Source organism: Ramlibacter lithotrophicus, from assembly GCF_012184415.1.
Taxonomy (GTDB): Bacteria; Pseudomonadota; Gammaproteobacteria; order Burkholderiales; family Burkholderiaceae_C; genus Ramlibacter; species Ramlibacter lithotrophicus.
Genome location: NZ_VTOX01000001.1, coordinates 517,360 through 535,380, shown reverse-complemented (window position 1 = coordinate 535,380; position 18,021 = coordinate 517,360). Strand labels below are relative to the sequence as shown.

The following is an 18,021-nucleotide window of genomic DNA, read 5'->3' as shown; positions in this document are numbered from 1 at the left end:
CGCTACTTGGTGCCGAAGATCCGGTCGCCGGCGTCGCCCAGGCCGGGCAGGATGTAGCCGTGCTCGTCGAGCTGGCGGTCGATGGCGGCCGTGTAGATCGGCACGTCCGGATGCGCCTGCTGCAGCGCCGCCACGCCTTCGGGGCAGGTGAGCAGGCAGACGAACTTGATCGACTTGGGCTGCAGCTCCTTCAGGCGCTCGACGGCGGCGATCGCCGAATTGCCGGTGGCGAGCATGGGGTCGACCACGACCACGTCCCGGTCGTGCATGTTCTGCGGCATCTTGAAGTAGTACTCCACGGCCGTCAGCGTCTTCGGGTCGCGGTACAGGCCGATGTGGCCGACGCGCGCCCCCGGCACGACGCTCAACATGCCGTCCAGGATGCCGGTGCCGGCGCGCAGGATCGAGACGAAGACCAGCTTCTTGCCGTCGATCACCTTGGCGGTCATGGTCTCCAGGGGCGTCTCGATCTGCACCTCCTGCATCGCCATGTCGCGCGTCACCTCGTAGGCCATCAGCATCGCCAGCTCGTTGAGCAGGCGGCGGAAGCTGTTGGTGCTGGCCTCCTTCTTGCGCATGAGGGTCAGCTTGTGCTGCACCAGCGGATGGTCGATCACGTGAACGTTGCTCATTCTTCCTTTTCCGTGTTTGTCGGCCGGCACTCGCCCGGCCTGCCTCCATTAGAACAGCGTGCCGTCGCTCGCCACCCGCAGCGGCGCGAGGCCCCCGCGCCGCTGCTGCGCCAGCTCGCGCCCGGCGGCCCAGCTGCCGCCCTCCAGCACGCAGGCCAGCGGCAGCTGCCCGGGCGTCATCTTCAGCTGCCGGCGCACCGCATCGGCCACTTCGTCCATCAGGGCAACGGTCAAGGCCCGCCACTCGACGACGATCTCGTCGCCCGGCTGCCACAATTCCTGCGCGGCGGCCGCGTCGCGCAGGCGCAGCAGCCCGCTGTCCAGCATCAGCCCGCCGTTGCGGTACTCGGCCAGCGCCGTGAGCGCGTCCAGGTGGTGGACGCGCACGCCGGCCCACTCGAACGGTTCGACCAGCGAATAGGTGAGCCATTGCGACAGCTTGTGCAACGGCATCCAGCCGTCCGACAGCCCCTCGCCGCGCACCGCCGGGTGGCGCCAGCAGTCGCCCAGCGGCACGCCGGCGATGGTGTTGGCCGCCGGCCAGATCGGCGCCAGGCTGGACAGCACCTGCGACAGGATGTCGTGGGCCGCGACCGCGGCGGTGGGCGGCACGGCCGCGCCGGCCGGCGCGATCAACATGTCGAAGAGGCCGCTGGGCCGGCCTTCCTCGCCGAAGACCTCAGGCTCTTCCTGCATCACTTCGCCCAGCCGCCGCAACAGGATCACGCGGTCGTCGAAGCCTGGCATCGGGTTGGCCTGGGTCACCTGGAACGCTCCGGCCAGGTGGTCGCGCACCAGCGACCGCAACCCGGTGGAGTCCACCCGCATCGGGTGCTCCTTGTCGCTGGAGAACAGCCCGCTGGTGAAGGCGTGGTAGCTGGCGACGGCGAGGCCTTCGGAGCGGGTGTAGCTGCGGCCGCTGGCCGCGTCGGTGTACTTCCAGTCGGGGCCGGCGCCGGCGTCGAGCAGCACGCTGACGACCGTCAGGTCGATCAAGGCATGCGCGCGGCTCACCGGCGGCAGGTGCGCCAGCCGGCGGTCCAGCTCCGCCTTGCGGTCCACGCCGCCCGCCTCGAAGTGGCGCCAGCGGCTGTGCAGCGGCACGTGCAGTTTCGGATAGCGCTGCCGCATGGCGGCAACGACCTCCCCGGCCGCGCCGTCGATGGCGCCGTCATCGACCTCGAACCAGCGCGACCCGCCGCCGCGCGCCCGGGCCAGCAACTGCCCGGCGCGCTCGCGGATGGCGTGCGTGGTGCGCAGCAGGTCCGCGGCTTCCTCGGCCTGCGCGTGCGGCGATCCGAGATGGGTGCTGCTCATGGTTCCAGCCTCCGGCCCCTGGTGTTCTTCAGTTCGCTCGCGTCCGGCGCCGGGCCAGGGCTGAAATAGCCCGCCGCCATCTTGGCGTTCATCTCGACACGGGCATCCGCCGGGATCAGCTCGTCTGGGATGTTGACCCGGCGGCCGATCTCGATGCCGGAGCCGGCGATGGCGTCGTACTTCATGTTGCTCATCGACACCAGCCGGTGGATCCTGCGCACGCCCAGCCAGTGCAGCACGTCCGGCATCAACTCCTGGAAGCGCATGTCCTGCACGCCGGCGACGCACTCGGTGCGCGCGAAATACTGGTCGGCGGTGTCGCCGCCAGCCTGCCGCTTGCGCGCGTTGTAGACCAGGAACTTGGTGACCTCGCCCAGGGCCCGGCCCTCCTTGCGCGAGTAGGACACCAGCCCGACGCCGCCGCGCTGCGCGCCCTGGATGCATTCCTCGATGGCATGGGTGAGGTATGGCCGGCAGGTGCAGATGTCGGAGCCGAACACGTCGGAGCCGTTGCACTCGTCGTGCACGCGGGCCGTGAGCTCGACGTCGGGGTTCGCCAGGTCGCGCGGGTTGCCGAAGATGTAGACGGTCTGGCCGCCGATGGGCGGCAGGAACACCTCGAGGTCGCTGCGCGTCACCAGCTCGGGATACATGCCGCCGGTTTCCTCGAACAGCACCCGGCGCAGGTCGGCCTCGGTGCAGCCGAAGCGGTCCGCGACGCCGGGCAGCCACCACACCGGCTCGATCGCGGCCTTCGTCACCATGGCGGCGCCACCTTCCGTGAGGATGCGGCCGTCGGCGCGCAGCCGGCCCTTCTGCAGGGCATCGATCACTTCCGGCAGCACAACGTGCGCCTTCGTCACGGCGATGGTCGGTCGGATGTCGTAGCCGGCCGCCAGCTCGGCGGCGAACGCCTGCGACACGACCGCGCCCCAGGGGTCGAGGCTGACGATCCTGCCGGGATCGCTCCATTGCGGATACGGGCCGATCTCGTCGGTGGGCGCCGTGTTGGTGAGATCCGCCTTGTGTTGCCGCGACAAGGCCCCGGCCGCCACGGCCAGGGCCCGGTACACGCTGTACGAACCGCTGTGCGTCCCGATGACGTTGCGGTGGCTGCGCTGGGTGGTGGTGCCGACGACCGGGCCGCGCTCGGCCGGCGTCGCCGCGCCCCACTGGATGGGCAGCGCGCCGTAGCCGCCGGCATGCGAGGTGAGGCGGATGTGGCGGGGCGCTGGTGCTTCGACGGACATGGCGAGCCCTCAAAGAGGGCAATGTAGCATCGCGCCCCCCGCGGCGCAGGCGCGGCCGGTGCGCGTCAGGCGAGACCCAGCATCCGGTCGAGCGACAGTCGGCCGGCGCCTCGGCCGGCGAGGTACAGCAGCAGCGCCGCCCACGACAGATGGGTCGGCCAGGCATCCGGGTAGACGAAGAGCTGGATCACCAGCGTCATGCCCAGCAGCGCCAGCGCGGCAGGCCGGGTGAACAGGCCCAGCACCAGCAGCAGCGGGAACAGATGCTCGGCGCCGGCCGCGAGTTGGGCCGCCACCTCGGGCGCGAGGAACGGCAACCGGTACTCGGTGCGGAACAGTTCGTAGGCGCCCGGGGTGACGCTGAACCAGCCCTCGACCTTCGTGCGGCCCGAGAGGAAGAAGATCGCGGCGATGGCGAGGCGGCTGGCGGCGGCCAGCAGGTCGTGGGTGATCAGGCGCTGCAGCAGGGCGCTGCCGGCATTCCAGCGTGTGTGCAACCCGGCCGCGGCGGGCGTGCCGCCGGTGTGCGAGAAGGTTCTCATGGCCTGTCTCCGTGGTTGGCTGTCGATGCGCGGACGAGCGCGCCGGCTCGCAACAGCCCCGCCAGCAGCTGCGCAAGGTCGGTGCCGGGCTCCACCCGCAGCGCCGCTGCGGCGGCTTGCGCCAGCGCCACCCCGTCGGTGCAGGCGTCGAGGAAGACGCACTCCGCCTGGCTCGCCTCGCGCCATGTGACGCCGGCGGCGGGCCGCGTGAACAAGGCGCCTTCGCCGCGCCAGGCGATCTCACCGTCGTCTTCGCTGCCGACACGGTTGCGCTGCCAGATGGTGAACACCGGCTGGTCGGCAAACCAGTGCCAGCGCGCCGCGGGATGCGGTGCGACGCCGGCGGCGGCCAGGGCGCCGGGGGCAAGTCCGGCGAACCAGGCGAGGTCGACGGGCGCGTCCGGCGCGGCGTGGGCCTCGATCCAGGCGCGATCCAGCCTGGCGACCCCCGGCAGGTAAGGCAGTTCCCGCGCCGGCCCGAACGTTTCCAGGAAGGCGGCAAAGCCCTCGCCGTAGAACAGCAGGCGAGCATCCCGTGGCGGCTCGGCCGTCGCGTGGATCGCCGCGGCCGCGCGGAACCAGTCGCGGCCGACCAGCCGCACCACCGTCGGGAAGTTCGCTTCCAGTGCGTCGACGCAGCCTTTCATGACCGTGTTCCGGTGGACGGCGAATCCCGGCTGTGCCGTGAGCGCCGCCAGCGGTCCTGGCGCCTCGTGCGGCCCTGCGAACAGCGCCTGCGAGAAGGCGCGGTGAAAGTCCGGGGCGGTCATGGCGCCACCGCCAATGGCTGGTCCGCTGGCTGCAAGGCGTCGGCAGCCACCGCACGCTCGGCCAGCAGGTCCTCGAATGGCGGGATGTTCGCGTCGCGCTCGATCAGCGTGGGACGCGGGCCGATGCGGGCGAGCAGCCGGCGGTAGAGCGCCCACACCGGCGGGGCCACCGGCGCGTCGTGCGAGTCGACCAGCAGCGCGGCGCCGAGCGCCGGGTCGCTGCTGTGGCCCGCGAGGTGGATTTCCATGACCGCGTCGCCCGGAACGCGGTCGAGCCAGGCGGCCGCATCGAATCCGAGGTTGTGCGCCGAAACGTGGACGTTGTTGACGTCCAGCAGCAGCCCGCACCCGGTCCGGGTGGACAGCTCGGCCAGGAAATCGATCTCGTCCCAGTCGTGGTCCATGCGCAGGTAGTGCGACGGATTTTCGATGGCGATGCGCCGGCCGAGGACCGACTGGGTGTGCGCAATGCGCGACGCGATGTGTCGCAACGCCCCGGTCGTGCGCGGGAAGGGCAGCAGGTCCGGGAAGGAGCGTCCGCCCCAACCCGACCAGGCCAGGTGCTCGGACACCAGCTCGGGCTCCAGGTGGCGCACCAGCGCCGCCAGCCGCCCCAGGTGCGCGGCGTCCAGCGGCTCGGCGCCCGCCAGCGACAGCGCCACGCCGTGCAGCGACAGCGGATGCGCGGCACGGATCGCCTCAAGCCAGCGCAACCTCGGCCCACCGGGCACCATGCCGTTCTCGGCATGCACTTCGAACCAGAGGCCGGGCAACCGGCAGGCGAGGGCGGCCCCGGCATGCTCGAATTTCAGTCCCAGCCCGGCCGACAGCGGTTGGGTCACGGTTTTTCAGACCTTGGGGGTGAGCGAACCCATGCCCTTGGGCGTCTTGATCGTGGTGCAGGTGCCGGCGGGAACGTTCTTGAAGGCGTTGCCTTGGTAGTCGGCCTTCGAGCTGCCGGCGCAGGTGGTGCCGGCGCCGGCCTTGCAATCGTTCTGGCCGGCCAGCGAAACGCCGTAGCATTTCTCCATGGCGGCCATCTTGTCGCCCATCGGCTTGGCGTCCTTCTGGGCCATGGCGGCGCCGCTGGCCAGGGCGAGGGCAAAGGCGGTGAGCGCGAAAGAGGAGGTGTTCATGCGTGGACTCCGGTCGGTTGAGGAAGGCGTGACGGCGCCGGCGGCGCCGTGCTTTCCAGTTCGGCCCGCGGGATCCGCCGGTTACGCGGCGCCGGCCAGGAGCCGCGTATTTATTTTTCCGGCCTCCTGTAACCGGAATGCCTGGCGCACCGAACAGGCAAGGGAAGCCCGATGACGAGCAGGCCAGCCAGTGATGTCGAAGCACAGTTGCGCGCGCTGTTTTTGCGCGGGCTGGACGGCGATGCCGCGGCCTACCACGCCTTCCTGGTCAGGCTCGGCGCCCACCTGCGCGCGTTTCTGGCGCGGCGCCTGTACGGCTGGCCAGATGAAGTGGAAGACGTCGTCCAGGAGTGCCTGCTCGCGATGCATAACGTTCGCCACACCTACCAGCCCGACCAGCCGCTCACGGCGTGGGCCCACGCGATCGCCCGGCACAAGCTGATCGACGTGCTGCGCGCCAAGTCGGCTCGCGAGAGCCTGCACGACCCGCTCGACGACGAGACGGCGCTGTTCGCCGCGAGCGAGACCGAGGCGAGCGACGCCCGCCGCGACCTCGATGGGCTGCTGGACACTCTGCCGGAGAAGCAGCGCGCGCCGATCCGCTGCGTCAAGCTGCAGGGACTCTCGGTGGCCGAGACGGCACGGATCACCGGGCTGTCGGAATCAGCGGTGAAGGTCGGGATCCACCGGGGCCTGAAGGCATTGGCCAAACTCGTGGGAGCCGCCGCATGAGAACCGAGGACCTGATCGGCCTGCTGGCCGCCGACGCGGTTCCCGTGCGGCGCCACGCCGCGAGCCGCCGGCTGGCGCTGGCGCTGGCGGCCGGCCTGCCGCTGGCGGGCGTCGTGATGGCGCTGCTCGGCTATGGCGTGCGCGACGACCTGGACCAGGTCGTCGCGTTGCCGATGTTCTGGGTGAAGCTGCTGTTGCCGGCGGTGTTGTCCGCAGCCGCGCTGGTCACGCTGCAACGCCTCGCGCGTCCGGGGGTGAAGCCGGGGTCCGCCTGGATCGGGATCGCCGGGCCGCTGCTCGCCTTGTGGGCGCTGGCCGCGGTGACGCTGGTTCTGGCCCCGGAGGAACGACGTCCGGCGCTCGTGCTGGGCCAGACCTGGCGCACCTGCAGCGCCAGCATCGCGGTGATTTCGCTGCCGGTCTTCGGGCGTTGCGGGCGATCAGCAGAGGTTCGGCCATGGCGGCCAGATGAAGTGGAAGACGTCGTCCAGGAGTGCCTGCTCGCGATGCATAACGTTCGCCACACCTACCAGCCCGACCAGCCGCTCACGGCGTGGGCCCACGCGATCGCCCGGCACAAGCTGATCGACGTGCTGCGCGCCAAGTCGGCTCGCGAGAGCCTGCACGACCCGCTCGACGACGAGACGGCGCTGTTCGCCGCGAGCGAGACCGAGGCGAGCGACGCCCGCCGCGACCTCGATGGGCTGCTGGACACTCTGCCGGAGAAGCAGCGCGCGCCGATCCGCTGCGTCAAGCTGCAGGGACTCTCGGTGGCCGAGACGGCACGGATCACCGGGCTGTCGGAATCAGCGGTGAAGGTCGGGATCCACCGGGGCCTGAAGGCATTGGCCAAACTCGTGGGAGCCGCCGCATGAGAACCGAGGACCTGATCGGCCTGCTGGCCGCCGACGCGGTTCCCGTGCGGCGCCACGCCGCGAGCCGCCGGCTGGCGCTGGCGCTGGCGGCCGGCCTGCCGCTGGCGGGCGTCGTGATGGCGCTGCTCGGCTATGGCGTGCGCGACGACCTGGACCAGGTCGTCGCGTTGCCGATGTTCTGGGTGAAGCTGCTGTTGCCGGCGGTGTTGTCCGCAGCCGCGCTGGTCACGCTGCAACGCCTCGCGCGTCCGGGGGTGAAGCCGGGGTCCGCCTGGATCGGGATCGCCGGGCCGCTGCTCGCCTTGTGGGCGCTGGCCGCGGTGACGCTGGTTCTGGCCCCGGAGGAACGACGTCCGGCGCTCGTGCTGGGCCAGACCTGGCGCACCTGCAGCGCCAGCATCGCGGTGATTTCGCTGCCGGTCTTCGGGTCGATGTTCGCCGCGCTGTCCAGCCTCGCGCCGACGCGTCCGGCGCTGGCCGGGGCCTGCGCGGGCCTGGTGGCGGGGGCCGCCGGCGCGGCCATCTATGCCTTCCACTGCCCGGAACTGGCGGCGCCGTTCCTGGCCGTGTGGTACGTCGCCGGCATCGCCGTCCCGACGGCCGCCGGCGCAGTGCTCGGGCCCCGCCTGCTGCGCTGGTGAGCCGCTGAGGAACCTCAGCGGCGCCGGCCGCCGATGATCCCGCCCAGGACGCCGCGGATGATCTCGCGCCCGACGGCGCTGCCGATGCTGCGTACCGCGGACTTGGCCATGCTTTCGGCAAGGCCCTCGCGCCGGCCGCCGCGCGGCCCGGTGGAGCCGAACACCATCTTGCCCAGCTCGCCCATCAGGCCGCCGCCCTCGGCCGGTGCTTCCGCCGTGGGCGCGTCCGCGGCCTGGCCCGGCGCCGGCGCGGCGCCGAGCGCCCCGGCCGTGCGCTGCGCCAGTTCCTCGTGCGCGGAAACGCGGTCGACGACCTTCTCATAGACGCCGGCGACCAGCGAACCGTCGAGGAGCGCCTGCCGCTCGGCCGGGGTGATGGGGCCGAGGCGGCTCCCCGGCGGCAGCACGTAGGCGCGCTCGGTGACGCTGGGCCGGCCCTTCGCGTCCAGGAAGCTCACGAGCGCTTCGCCGATGGCCAGTTCCGTGATGGCCGTTTCGATGTCGAGCGAGGGGTTCTCGCGCATGGTCTGCGCCGTCGCGCGCACCGCCTTCTGGTCGCGCGGCGTGTAGGCGCGCAGCGCGTGCTGCACCCGGTTGCCCAGTTGCGCCAGCACGCTGTCGGGGACGTCCAGCGGGTTCTGGGTGACGAAGAACACGCCCACGCCCTTGGACCGCACCAGGCGCACCACCAGTTCGATCCGCTCCACCAGCACCTTGGGCGCCTCGTCGAACAGCAGGTGCGCCTCGTCGAAGAAGAAGACCAGCTTGGGCTGCTCGGGGTCGCCGATCTCGGGCAGCTGTTCGAACAGTTCCGACAACAGCCACAGCAGGAAGGTGGCGTACAGGCGCGGCGACTGCAGCAGCCTGTCGGCGGCCAGGACGTTGACGAAGCCGTGGCCTTTCTCGTCGGTCTGCAGGAAGTCGGCGATGTCCAGCATGGGCTCGCCGAAGAACCTGTCGCCGCCCTGGCTCTCGATCTGCAGCAGCCCGCGCTGGATGATGCCGACGCTGGCGGCGCTGATGTTGCCGTACTGGGTGCGGAACTGCGCCGCGTTGTCGCCCACGTGGCGCAGCATGGCCCGCAGGTCCTTCAGGTCCAGGAGCAGCAGGCCATTGTCGTCGGCGATCTTGAAGACCAGGTTGAGGACGCCGGACTGGGTTTCGTTCAGGCCCAGCATGCGTCCGAGCAGCAGCGGCCCCATGTCGGAGACGGTGGCGCGCACCGGGTGCCCTTGTTCGCCGAACACGTCCCACAGCATGGTGGGACAGGCGAACGGCTCGGGCAGGGGCAGGCCGCGCTCGGTGAGCACCTTGCCGAGCTTGGCGGCGGTGTCGCCGGCCTGGCTGATGCCGGTGAGGTCGCCCTTGACGTCCGACAGGAACACCGGCACGCCCAGCTTCGACAGGCCTTCGGCGAGGGCCTGCAGGGTGACGGTCTTGCCGGTGCCCGTGGCCCCGGTGACGAGGCCATGGCGGTTGGCCATCTGCGGCAGCAGGCGGCACTCGGTGACGGCGTTGCGGGCGATCAGCAGAGGTTCGGCCATGGCGTCAAAAGTAGAATTGGTGACAGCGCAATATAAGTGGTATTGCCGGCGGGGGCGGCGGTTGCCGGCCCCGCAGCGAGTGAAACGAACCAAGGATTCCCAGTGGCCGGACACAGTAAATGGGCGAACATCCAGCACCGCAAGGGCCGCCAGGACGAAAAACGCGGGAAGGTGTGGACCCGCGTCATCCGTGAAATCATGGTGGCGGCGCGCCAGGGCGGCGGCGACCTGAGCGCCAATCCGCGCCTGCGGCTTGCCGTGGACAAGGCCAAGGCGGCCAACATGCCGGCCGACACCATCAAGCGCAACATCGACAAGGCGACCGGCAACCTCGAGGGCGTGCAGTACGAGGAAATCCGCTACGAGGGCTACGGCATCGGCGGTGCGGCGATCATGCTGGACACGATGACCGACAACAAGGTGCGCACGGTGGCCGAGGTGCGGCATGCCTTCAGCAAGTACGGCGGCAGCATGGGCACGGCCGGTTCCGTGGCGTTCCAGTTCCGCAACGTCGGCCAGCTGATCCTGGCGCCCGGCACCAGCGAGGACAAGGTGATGGAAGTGGCGCTGGAAGCCGGCGCCGAGGACGTGATCGCCGACGAGGACGGCGCCATCGAGGTCATCACCGATCCGGCTGCGTTCGAGGCGGTGAAGGATGCGCTGGAGCAGGCGGGGCTCAAGGCCGAAGTGGCCGAGGTGACCATGCGGCCGGAGAACACCATCGACCTCGAGGGCGACGACGCGGCACGGATGCAGAAGCTGCTGGACGTCCTGGAAGACCTGGACGACGTCCAGGAGGTCTACCACAACGCGTCGCTCTGACGCGAGCCCGATGAAAGTCCTCGTCATCGGCGGCGGCGGCCGCGAGCACGCGCTGGCCTGGAAGCTGGCGCAGTCACCGAAGGTGCAGGCGGTCTACGTCGCCCCGGGCAACGGCGGCACCGCGCTGGATTCCCGGCTGGTGAACGTGCCGGTCACCGACATTGCGCAACTGCGGCAATGGGCGCTGCAGGAGAAGATCGCGCTGACCGTGGTCGGGCCGGAGGCGCCGCTGGCGGCCGGCGTGGTCGACGACTTCCGCGCCCACGGACTGCGCGTGTTCGGCCCCACCCGGGCGGCGGCGCAGCTGGAAAGCTCCAAGGCCTTTTCCAAGGCGTTCATGAAACGCCACGGCATCCCGACGGCGGAATACGAAGCCTTCACCGATCCGGCCGCGGCGCACGCGTACGTCGACCGGCGCGGCGCGCCGATCGTGGTCAAGGCCGACGGGCTGGCCGCCGGCAAGGGCGTCGTCGTCGCGATGACGGCGGCCGAGGCGCACGAGGCCATCGACTTCATGCTGCTGGACGACCAGCTGGGCGTCAGCCACAACGCGGGCGGCGCCCGGGTCGTCATCGAGGAGTTCCTGCAGGGCGAGGAGGCGAGCTTCATCGTGCTGTGCGACGGCCGCAACGTCGTGCCGCTGGCGAGCTCCCAGGACCACAAGCGGCTGCTCGACGCCGACCAGGGCCCCAATACCGGCGGCATGGGCGCGTATTCGCCGGCGCCCGTGGTGACGCCGCAGGTGCATGCGCGTGCCATGCGCGACGTCATCCTGCCGACCGTCAAGGGCATGGAGAGCGACGGCATTCCCTATACCGGCTTCCTGTACGCGGGGCTGATGATCGACGCCGAGGGCCGGCCGAAGACGCTCGAATTCAACTGCCGCATGGGCGACCCGGAAACCCAGCCGATCATGATGCGGCTGCGCAGCGACTTCTTCGACGTGATGATGGCCGCCACGGCCGGCACGCTGGACCAGGTGGACCTGCAGTGGGACCGGCGGGTCGCGCTCGGCGTCGTGATGGCCGCCGCCGGCTATCCGTTGCAGCCGCGCAAGGGCGACGCCATTTCCGGCCTGCCGAAGCCCACCGACGACGCGATGGTCTTCCACGCGGGCACGGTGCGGCAGGACGGCGCCATCCTGACGTCCGGCGGCCGCGTGTTGTGCGTCACGGCGCTGGCCGACAGCGTCAAGGCCGCGCAGCAGCGGGCCTACGAGGCCGTGCGAGGCATCCAGTTCGACGGCGCACAGTACCGGCGCGACATCGGCCACCGGGCCGTGCAGCCGGCGCGCGGGCGAGGCAATCCATGACGCAACAGACGGCCCAGGTGCGGGCGTACCTGCAGGGGCTGCAGCAGCGCATCACCACGGCGTTCGCGCAGGTCGACGGCAAGGCGTTCATGGCCGATGCCTGGCGCAAGGGCAGCGACGAGCCGCTGCAGGGCGAGGGCGTCAGCATGATCCTGGAAGGTGGCAAGGTGTTCGAGCGCGCCGGCTGCGGCTTCTCGCACGTGACCGGGCCGCGCCTGCCGCCTTCGGCGACCCAGCACCGGCCCGACCTGGCCGGCGCCTCGTTCGAGGCCATGGGCGTGTCGCTGGTGTTCCACCCGCGCAACCCGTATGCGCCCACGGTGCACATGAACGTGCGGATGCTGGCCGCCATGCCGAAGGACGCCGAGCCGGTGTACTGGTTCGGCGGCGGCATGGACCTGACGCCGTACTACGGTTTCGAAGAGGACGCGGTGCATTTCCACACCGTATGCCGGGACGCGCTGGCGCCCTTCGGCGCCGACAGGTACCCGCGCTTCAAGGCCTGGTGCGACGAGTATTTCTTCAACAAGCACCGCGGCGAGCCGCGCGGCATCGGCGGCATCTTCTTCGACGACTACGCCGAAGGCGGGCCGGCCGACAGCTTCGCGCTGGTGCGGGCCGTGGGCGATGCGTTCGTGCCGGCCTACCTGCCCATCCTGCAGCGCCGCCGGGACCTGCCGTACGGCGAGCGCGAGCGCGAGTTCCAGCTGTACCGGCGCGGCCGCTACGTCGAGTTCAACCTGGTCTGGGATCGCGGCACCCACTTCGGCCTGCAGTCGGGCGGGCGCACCGAGTCGATCCTGATGTCGATGCCGCCACTCGCGAGCTGGTCGTACCGGCGCGAGGACGAGCCTGGATCGCCCGAGGCGCAGCTCCTGACCAGGTTCCTGGTGCGCAAGGACTGGATCTGATGGGGCGGCGCGTGGGCGTGTTCGGCGGGGCGTTCGATCCGCCTCACGTCGCCCATGCCGCGCTGGCCCGCGCCGCCGTGGACCAGCTGGCCCTCGACGAACTGCGCATCCTGCCGACCGGCGACGCCTGGCACAAGAGCCGGACGCTGAGCCCGGCCGGACACCGGCTGGCGATGGCGCGCCTGGCGTTCGCGGACCTGCCGCGGGTCGTGGTCGACGACCGCGAACTGCGCCGCGCCGGACCCACGTACACCGTCGACACCTTGCGCGAGCTGCTGGCCGAGCAGCCCGGCGTGCAACTGTTCCTCGTCATGGGGGAGGACCAGGCGGCCGCACTGACCCGCTGGCACGACTGGGAGACGGTCGTCGCACTGGCGGTGATCGTCGTCGCCGGACGCGCCGCCACGCCCGGCGAAACGCGCGCCGCGCTGCCGCCGCAGGCGCGATTTCAGCCGCTCGCGCTGCCCGCGATGGCGGCCAGCGCCACCGCCATCCGGTCGCTCGTCGGCAGCGGCCGCCCGATCGCCGATTTGGTGGCGCCGGGCGTTGCAAGTTATATTGACCGACATCACCTTTACCAACAGCCCTGATGAGCCAGAACGCCGCCGCGAAAAAAGACACCCAGAAACTCCAGCGGGCCATCGTCGATGGCCTCGAGGACGTCAAGGCGCAGGACATCCAGGTCTTCAACACCGAGCACCTCTCGCCGCTGTTCGAGCGCGTGATCGTCGCCTCAGGGACCTCCAACCGCCAGACCAAGGCGCTGGCTTCCAGCGTCCGTGACGCGGTGCGCGAGGCGGGCTTTCCCAAGCCGCGCATCGAGGGCGAGGACAACGGCGAGTGGATCATCGTCGACTGCGGTGCCGCCGTGGCGCACATCATGCAGCCGGCGATCCGGCAGTACTACCACCTCGAAGAGATCTGGGGCGACAAGCCGGTGCGGCTGAAGTTCGGCGCACCCAAGCCGGCCATGGCGTCGGAGCCGGAACCGGCCCCCGCGAAGAAGGCGGCCGGCAAGGCGCCCGCCAGGAGCGCCGCCAGGACGGCAGCGAAGAAGACACCGGCAAAGACCGCGAGCAGGTCCGCGGCGCCGGCAGCAGGCAAGGCAACTGCGAAGAAGACGGCAACGAGCACGCAAGCGCGTGGCGCGGCCAGGGCGCCCGCGAAGAAGGCACCCGCCGGGCGGTCCGGCACGGCCGCGAAGACGGCGGCCAGGCGCGCACCGGCGAAGAAGAGTCCAGCCAGGAAGGGATGAAGCTGTCGGTGGTCGCCGTCGGGCAGCGGGTGCCGGACTGGGCCCAGGCTGCGTGGGACGACTACGCCAAGCGCTTCCCGCCCGAGCTGCGCGTCGAGCTCAAGGCCGTCAAGACCGAGCCGCGCGCCGGCAAGGCCCTGGCGGCGCTGCTGGCCGCCGAACGCCAGCGCATCGAGGCCGCCATCCCCAGGGGCACCCACGTGGTCGCGCTGGACGAGCGCGGCACGGCGCTGACCACCATGGCGCTGGCCGCGCGGCTGAAGGCATGGCAGATGCAGGGCGGCGACGTGGCGCTGGTGATCGGCGGCCCCGACGGCCTGGAGCCCGGGTTCAGGCAGGCGGCGCACGAGCGCATCCGGCTGTCCGACCTGACGTTGCCGCACGCGATGGTGCGGGTGCTGCTGGTGGAACAGCTCTATCGCGCATGGTCGGTCAACGCGAACCATCCGTACCATCGGGAGTGATCCGGGCAGCCAGACAGCCGGACGCTGTTGAGTCTTGCATGAACGACAAGAACACCCCATTCGTCTACCTTGCCTCCCAGAGCCCGCGCCGGCGCCAGTTGCTGGAGCAGCTGGGCGTCGCCCATGAACTGCTCCTGCCCGATGCGCACGAGGACGCGGAGGGCCTCGAGGCCGTCCTGCCGGGGGAGGCGCCGGCGCGCTACGTCCAGCGCGTGACCGGCCTCAAGCTCGATGCCGCGATGGAGCGGCTGAAGCGCCGCGGCCTGCCGCCGGCGCCGGTGCTGTGTTCCGACACCACCGTCGCACGCGGCCGCACGATCTACGGCAAGCCGGCGGACGCGGCTGATGCGGCCCGCATGCTGCGCGAGCTGGCCGGCACCACCCACCGCGTGCTGACGGCCGTGGCGGTGCAGTCGGGCCGCGCGCGGCGCACCGCGCTGAGCGACTCCCGCGTCACGTTCGCCCGCTGGACGCCGGCGCAGATCCGCGACTACGTCGCCAGCGGCGAGCCGATGGGCAAGGCCGGCGCCTACGCCATCCAGGGCCGCGCCGGCGCGTTCATCTCGCACATCAGCGGGAGCTACTCCGGCATCATGGGACTGCCGCTGTTCGAGGCGGCGGGCCTGCTGCGGGCGTTCGGGCTGCGCGTCTAGGGGCGCGTGTCCGTGATGTCCACGCCCTCGGGAACCAGGCCGACCAGCTCGCCCCTGGCATTGAACACCGGCCGGATCGTGAAATCGAAGCGGCGCGGTCCGATCGGCAACTGCAGTTCCACCTCTCGCCGCACGGTCTGCCCGGCGACGGCGGCCTTCACGGCGGCACGCATGGCGTCGCCGGCGCCCGGGGTGGCCGCGAACCAGGGCGTGTCCCACAGCGGCTTGCCGGCGACCTCGTGCAGCTGCGCCCGGATGCCCGCCAGCGCCGCCTTGTTCGCATCCAGCAGGACGCCTGACGTGTCCATGAAGCCCTGGTAGATCAGCTCGGTCTGGAACGTCGCCCGCAGGCGGTCGGCCACCGCGCTCTGCGCCTCCAGCGCCCGGCTGAGTTCGGCCGTGCGGCTGCGCACCTGCGCTTCCAGCGTCCCGGTGAAGCGCCGCAGCGCCTGCTGCGCGCGCTGCTCCGCCTCCACGGTCGCCGCCAGCCGGGCCCGCTCCTCGCCGAGCTGCCAGTTGGTGACGCGCAGCGCCGCCTCGGCCCGCGAGCGGTCCGTGACGTCCGTGACCTGCACGAAGATGCCGTCCACTTCGCCCGCGGCATTGCGCACCGGCTGGTAGACGAAATCGAGCACGAACTGTTCCGGCGCCGCGTCCGGCTGGCGCTGCAGCTGTACGGCCGCGCCGCGCGCGACGTAGGGCTCGCCGCTGCGGTAGACGCCATCCAGGAGCGCCAGGAAGCCTTGCTCCTCCGCCTCCGGAACCACGTCGCGCACCCGGCGGCCCACCGGCTCGCGCTGGCCGATCAGGCTCAGGTACGCGTCGTTCGCGATCTCGAAGACGTGCTCCGGTCCGCGCAGCAGGGCGATCGCGGCGGGGGCTTGCCGGAACAGGTCGCGCCAGCGGTCGATCTCCGCGAGGCGCCTGCCCCGGCCGCGGACCAGTTCGGTGATCTCATGGCCCTGGTTGAAGATGCCCGCCACCGTGTTGTCCGGGGCGCGGATGGGGGTCAGGCTGTAGTTCCACCAGGTCTCGCGCACGCGCCCCCCGCGCTCCATCGGGAGCATCTGCTCCCACAGCGCCAGGCCCTCGCCGGTCGTCAGCACCTGCGCGAACTGCGGCTCGATCACGTGCCAGATGTCGGTCCAGACCTCGCGCGCCGGACGGCCGAGGGCGCCCGGGTGCTTGTCGGCGGGAACCGGCGCCCAGGCGTCGTTGTAGAGCAGCCAGCACTCCGGACCCCAGTACACGCAGGTGGGGAAGCTGGAGTTCAGGCACAGGCTGATCGCCATCTGCAAGGTCGCCGGCCATCCGGCGGGTGGGCCCAACGGATGGGATGACCAGGCGAAGGCGCGGATGCGCGCCCCCATGTCGCCCCCGCCTTGAATGCATGAGGGCAGGGCGGGCGCAGTAGTCATCGCGATTCGGAAACAGGGACTGGCGGATTCTATCGACGCAGGCTGCAACGCGGGCGGCTCGAATGACTGAGGTATCCTGTCCCGGCCGTCGCCACCCAACATACCAAGAATGCAGCAGGACATCCTGATCAACTGGTCGCCCCAGGAAACGCGGGTCGCGATCATCGAAAACGGCGCCGTGCAGGAGCTGCACGTGGAGCGCACGCTGGAGCGGGGGCTGGTCGGCAACGTCTATCTGGGCAAGGTGGCGCGCGTGCTGCCGGGCATGCAATCGGCCTTCATCGACATCGGACTGGAGCGCGCCGCGTTCCTGCACGTGGCCGACGTCTGGCATCGCCAGCCGGACGGCGAGGCGCCGTTCCTGCGCAGCAGCCAGCCGCAGGTGCCGATCGAGAAGCAGGTGTTCGAAGGCCAGCCGCTGATGGTGCAGGTGATCAAGGATCCGATCGGCACCAAGGGCGCCCGCCTGTCGACGCAGATCAGCATCGCCGGGCGGCTGCTGGTGTTCCTGCCCCAGGACGACCACGTGGGCGTGTCGCAGAAGATTCCGCCCGAACAGCGCGACGAGCTGCGCGCCCGGCTGCAGGCGCTGGCGGGTCCCGAGGGCGGGGGCTTCATCCTGCGCACCAACGGCGAGGACGCCACGGATGCCGAGCTGTCCGAGGACATCGCCTACCTGCGCAAGACCTGGGCCCGCATCCGGGAGGCGGCGCTGCGGCTGCCGCCGATGTCGCTGCTGCACCAGGACCTGAGCCTGCTGCAGCGCGTGCTGCGCGACCTGGTCAGCGACGAGACGCAGACCATCCGCATCGATTCGCGCGAGCAGTTCAGCCAGCTGCGCGCCTTCGGCCAGGAGTTCATGCCGGCGGCCGCGGAGCGGCTGCAGCTGTACAAGGGCGAGCGGCCGATCTTCGACCTGTACGCCATCGACGACGAGATCCAGAAGGCCCTCGGCCGGCGCGTCGAGCTCAAGTCGGGCGGCTACCTGATCGTCGACCAGACCGAGGCGCTGACCACGGTGGACGTCAACACCGGCGGCTTCGTCGGCGCCCGCAACTTCGACGACACCATCTTCAAGACCAACCTGGAGGCTGCCCACGCGATCGCGCGGCAGCTGCGGCTGCGCAACCTGGGCGGCATCATCATCGTCGACTTCATCGACATGGGCCGCGAGGACCACCGGCAGGCCGTGCTGGCGGAGTTCCGCAAGCAACTGGGCCGGGATCGCGTGAAGACGATGGCCGGCGGCTTTTCGCAGCTCGGCCTGGTGGAGATGACGCGCAAGCGCACGCGGGAGTCGCTGGCGCACATGCTCTGCGAGCCGTGCGCTGCCTGCCAGGGCAAGGGCACCGTGAAGACCGCGCGCAGCGTGGCCTACGACATCCTGCGCGAGATCCTGCGCGAGGCGCGGCAGTTCAACCCGCGCGAGTACCGCATCGTCGCCGCGCCGCAGGTGATCGAGCTGCTGCTGGACGAGGAGAGCCAGCACCTGGCCGGGCTGTCGGACTTCATCGGCAAGCCGATCTCGCTGCAGTCCGAGGCCGCGATGGGCCAGGAGCAGTACGACATCGTGCTGTTGTAGCGCCGCGGCGCTACAACAGCAGGGGCTAGTGTCCTGTCCCACAAATATCTGTGCTCTCGCTGGTTCGTAGCGGGCCGCCGGCAAGGCGCGGGCGCCGGCCAATACTTGACGTATTGGCCGGTGACCGTAACGCGGCATGCGGCCCGCTACGAGCCAGCCCGGAGG

Annotated in this window: 19 protein-coding genes and 2 pseudogenes; 12 read left to right on the top strand and 9 right to left on the bottom strand. The window is 70.8% G+C overall.

Annotation, left to right across the window (positions count from 1 at the left end; genetic code table 11):
• Positions 1 to 2: 2 nt before the first annotated feature.
• The 7 genes from upp to RAMLITH_RS02515 all read right to left on the bottom strand — a co-directional run bounded on the left by upp (position 3) and on the right by RAMLITH_RS02515 (position 5,647).
• The gene (upp, locus tag RAMLITH_RS02545) at positions 3 to 632 is read right to left on the bottom strand and encodes a uracil phosphoribosyltransferase (protein WP_168105750.1); all 630 of its coding nucleotides are present in this window, start codon (positions 630 to 632) and stop codon (positions 3 to 5) included.
• A gap of 48 nt (positions 633 to 680) precedes the next feature.
• Positions 681 to 1,949, bottom strand: coding sequence for a URC4/urg3 family protein (locus RAMLITH_RS02540; RefSeq protein ID WP_168105749.1), 1,269 nt, complete (start codon positions 1,947 to 1,949; stop codon positions 681 to 683).
• A complete protein-coding gene (locus tag RAMLITH_RS02535; RefSeq protein ID WP_168105748.1) occupies positions 1,946 to 3,199 on the bottom strand; it encodes a GTP cyclohydrolase II in 1,254 nt (417 codons plus the stop codon). The genes RAMLITH_RS02540 and RAMLITH_RS02535 overlap by 4 nt, the downstream gene beginning before the upstream one ends.
• A 65-nt stretch (positions 3,200 to 3,264) precedes the next feature.
• Positions 3,265 to 3,741, bottom strand: a complete 477-nt coding sequence (locus RAMLITH_RS02530; protein ID WP_168105747.1) for a DoxX family protein — start codon at positions 3,739 to 3,741, stop codon at positions 3,265 to 3,267.
• Positions 3,738 to 4,511 carry an HvfC/BufC N-terminal domain-containing protein gene (locus tag RAMLITH_RS02525; protein ID WP_168105746.1) on the bottom strand — a complete coding sequence of 258 codons (774 nt, stop codon included), beginning with the start codon at positions 4,509 to 4,511 and terminating at the stop codon, positions 3,738 to 3,740. Before RAMLITH_RS02525 ends, RAMLITH_RS02530 begins: the two co-directional genes overlap by 4 nt.
• The gene (gene bufB / locus RAMLITH_RS02520) at positions 4,508 to 5,353 is read right to left on the bottom strand and encodes an MNIO family bufferin maturase (protein ID WP_168105745.1); all 846 of its coding nucleotides are present in this window, start codon (positions 5,351 to 5,353) and stop codon (positions 4,508 to 4,510) included. The genes RAMLITH_RS02525 and bufB overlap by 4 nt, the downstream gene beginning before the upstream one ends.
• Positions 5,354 to 5,359: 6 nt before the next feature.
• Positions 5,360 to 5,647 carry a BufA1 family periplasmic bufferin-type metallophore gene (locus RAMLITH_RS02515; RefSeq protein WP_168105744.1) on the bottom strand — a complete coding sequence of 96 codons (288 nt, stop codon included), beginning with the start codon at positions 5,645 to 5,647 and terminating at the stop codon, positions 5,360 to 5,362.
• Between the two features lie 171 nt (positions 5,648 to 5,818).
• Here RAMLITH_RS02515 and RAMLITH_RS02510 point away from each other — a divergent pair, with 171 nt between their 5' ends.
• From RAMLITH_RS02510 to RAMLITH_RS02500, 4 genes and pseudogenes are all read left to right on the top strand, one after another.
• A complete protein-coding gene (locus tag RAMLITH_RS02510) occupies positions 5,819 to 6,379 on the top strand; it encodes a sigma-70 family RNA polymerase sigma factor (protein ID WP_168105743.1) in 561 nt (186 codons plus the stop codon).
• Positions 6,376 to 6,795, top strand: a pseudogene (locus RAMLITH_RS26260) (NrsF family protein); the annotation flags it as partial. The gene RAMLITH_RS02510 and the pseudogene RAMLITH_RS26260, both read left to right, overlap by 4 nt.
• A gap of 48 nt (positions 6,796 to 6,843) precedes the next feature.
• Positions 6,844 to 7,254: pseudogene (locus tag RAMLITH_RS26255) on the top strand (sigma-70 family RNA polymerase sigma factor); the annotation flags it as partial.
• Positions 7,251 to 7,895: an NrsF family protein gene (locus RAMLITH_RS02500; protein WP_168105742.1), complete on the top strand. Its 645-nt coding sequence runs from the start codon at positions 7,251 to 7,253 to the stop codon at positions 7,893 to 7,895. The pseudogene RAMLITH_RS26255 and the gene RAMLITH_RS02500, both read left to right, overlap by 4 nt.
• Before the next feature lie 14 nt (positions 7,896 to 7,909).
• Here the strand turns inward: RAMLITH_RS02500 and RAMLITH_RS02495 are convergent, their stop codons facing one another.
• Entirely contained in the window at positions 7,910 to 9,439 is a 1,530-nt protein-coding gene (locus RAMLITH_RS02495) for a helicase HerA-like domain-containing protein (protein WP_168105741.1), read from the bottom strand.
• Between the two features lie 102 nt (positions 9,440 to 9,541).
• Between RAMLITH_RS02495 and RAMLITH_RS02490 the strand changes: the two genes are divergently transcribed.
• The 7 genes from RAMLITH_RS02490 to RAMLITH_RS02460 are packed head-to-tail and all read left to right on the top strand — an operon-like array spanning position 9,542 to position 14,856.
• A complete protein-coding gene (locus RAMLITH_RS02490; protein ID WP_168105740.1) occupies positions 9,542 to 10,261 on the top strand; it encodes a YebC/PmpR family DNA-binding transcriptional regulator in 720 nt (239 codons plus the stop codon).
• A 10-nt stretch (positions 10,262 to 10,271) separates the two neighbouring features.
• Complete coding sequence (purD, locus tag RAMLITH_RS02485) at positions 10,272 to 11,573, top strand: phosphoribosylamine--glycine ligase (protein ID WP_168105739.1); 1,302 nt, start codon at positions 10,272 to 10,274, stop codon at positions 11,571 to 11,573.
• Positions 11,570 to 12,484, top strand: coding sequence for an oxygen-dependent coproporphyrinogen oxidase (gene hemF / locus RAMLITH_RS02480; protein WP_168105738.1), 915 nt, complete (start codon positions 11,570 to 11,572; stop codon positions 12,482 to 12,484). The genes purD and hemF overlap by 4 nt, the downstream gene beginning before the upstream one ends.
• On the top strand, positions 12,484 to 13,074 hold the full coding sequence (gene nadD, locus RAMLITH_RS02475) for a nicotinate-nucleotide adenylyltransferase (protein ID WP_168105737.1): 591 nt from the start codon (positions 12,484 to 12,486) through the stop codon (positions 13,072 to 13,074). Before hemF ends, nadD begins: the two co-directional genes overlap by 1 nt.
• A complete protein-coding gene (rsfS, locus tag RAMLITH_RS02470; protein ID WP_168105736.1) occupies positions 13,074 to 13,739 on the top strand; it encodes a ribosome silencing factor in 666 nt (221 codons plus the stop codon). Before nadD ends, rsfS begins: the two co-directional genes overlap by 1 nt.
• On the top strand, positions 13,736 to 14,203 hold the full coding sequence (rlmH, locus tag RAMLITH_RS02465) for a 23S rRNA (pseudouridine(1915)-N(3))-methyltransferase RlmH (RefSeq protein WP_168105735.1): 468 nt from the start codon (positions 13,736 to 13,738) through the stop codon (positions 14,201 to 14,203). Before rsfS ends, rlmH begins: the two co-directional genes overlap by 4 nt.
• A gap of 38 nt (positions 14,204 to 14,241) precedes the next feature.
• Positions 14,242 to 14,856: a Maf family protein gene (locus tag RAMLITH_RS02460; protein WP_168105734.1), complete on the top strand. Its 615-nt coding sequence runs from the start codon at positions 14,242 to 14,244 to the stop codon at positions 14,854 to 14,856.
• Here RAMLITH_RS02460 and RAMLITH_RS02455 read toward each other — a convergent pair.
• Positions 14,853 to 16,226: a PAS domain-containing protein gene (locus RAMLITH_RS02455; protein ID WP_168105733.1), complete on the bottom strand. Its 1,374-nt coding sequence runs from the start codon at positions 16,224 to 16,226 to the stop codon at positions 14,853 to 14,855. The genes RAMLITH_RS02460 and RAMLITH_RS02455 overlap by 4 nt on opposite strands.
• A gap of 157 nt (positions 16,227 to 16,383) precedes the next feature.
• On the opposite strand from RAMLITH_RS02455, the gene rng reads away from it, so the two are divergent.
• On the top strand, positions 16,384 to 17,856 hold the full coding sequence (gene rng, locus RAMLITH_RS02450) for a ribonuclease G (protein ID WP_168105732.1): 1,473 nt from the start codon (positions 16,384 to 16,386) through the stop codon (positions 17,854 to 17,856).
• Positions 17,857 to 18,021 lie beyond the last annotated feature (165 nt).

What these genes read in the sequence shown, in the direction of transcription:
- rsfS (WP_168105736.1), top strand. Translation starts at nt 13,074, where the DNA reads ATGAGCCAGAACGCCGCCGCGAAAAAAGACACCCAGAAACTCCAGCGG.
- rlmH (WP_168105735.1), top strand. Translation starts at nt 13,736, where the DNA reads ATGAAGCTGTCGGTGGTCGCCGTCGGGCAGCGGGTGCCGGACTGGGCC.
- hemF (WP_168105738.1), top strand. Translation starts at nt 11,570, where the DNA reads ATGACGCAACAGACGGCCCAGGTGCGGGCGTACCTGCAGGGGCTGCAG.
- RAMLITH_RS02530 (WP_168105747.1), bottom strand. Translation starts at nt 3,741, where the DNA reads ATGAGAACCTTCTCGCACACCGGCGGCACGCCCGCCGCGGCCGGGTTG.
- RAMLITH_RS02500 (WP_168105742.1), top strand. Translation starts at nt 7,251, where the DNA reads ATGAGAACCGAGGACCTGATCGGCCTGCTGGCCGCCGACGCGGTTCCC.
- nadD (WP_168105737.1), top strand. Translation starts at nt 12,484, where the DNA reads ATGGGGCGGCGCGTGGGCGTGTTCGGCGGGGCGTTCGATCCGCCTCAC.
- upp (WP_168105750.1), bottom strand. Translation starts at nt 632, where the DNA reads ATGAGCAACGTTCACGTGATCGACCATCCGCTGGTGCAGCACAAGCTG.
- rng (WP_168105732.1), top strand. Translation starts at nt 16,384, where the DNA reads ATGCAGCAGGACATCCTGATCAACTGGTCGCCCCAGGAAACGCGGGTC.
- RAMLITH_RS02515 (WP_168105744.1), bottom strand. Translation starts at nt 5,647, where the DNA reads ATGAACACCTCCTCTTTCGCGCTCACCGCCTTTGCCCTCGCCCTGGCC.
- RAMLITH_RS02460 (WP_168105734.1), top strand. Translation starts at nt 14,242, where the DNA reads ATGAACGACAAGAACACCCCATTCGTCTACCTTGCCTCCCAGAGCCCG.
- RAMLITH_RS02535 (WP_168105748.1), bottom strand. Translation starts at nt 3,199, where the DNA reads ATGTCCGTCGAAGCACCAGCGCCCCGCCACATCCGCCTCACCTCGCAT.
- RAMLITH_RS02525 (WP_168105746.1), bottom strand. Translation starts at nt 4,511, where the DNA reads ATGACCGCCCCGGACTTTCACCGCGCCTTCTCGCAGGCGCTGTTCGCA.
- purD (WP_168105739.1), top strand. Translation starts at nt 10,272, where the DNA reads ATGAAAGTCCTCGTCATCGGCGGCGGCGGCCGCGAGCACGCGCTGGCC.
- RAMLITH_RS02540 (WP_168105749.1), bottom strand. Translation starts at nt 1,949, where the DNA reads ATGAGCAGCACCCATCTCGGATCGCCGCACGCGCAGGCCGAGGAAGCC.
- RAMLITH_RS02495 (WP_168105741.1), bottom strand. Translation starts at nt 9,439, where the DNA reads ATGGCCGAACCTCTGCTGATCGCCCGCAACGCCGTCACCGAGTGCCGC.
- RAMLITH_RS02510 (WP_168105743.1), top strand. Translation starts at nt 5,819, where the DNA reads ATGACGAGCAGGCCAGCCAGTGATGTCGAAGCACAGTTGCGCGCGCTG.
- RAMLITH_RS02455 (WP_168105733.1), bottom strand. Translation starts at nt 16,226, where the DNA reads ATGGGGGCGCGCATCCGCGCCTTCGCCTGGTCATCCCATCCGTTGGGC.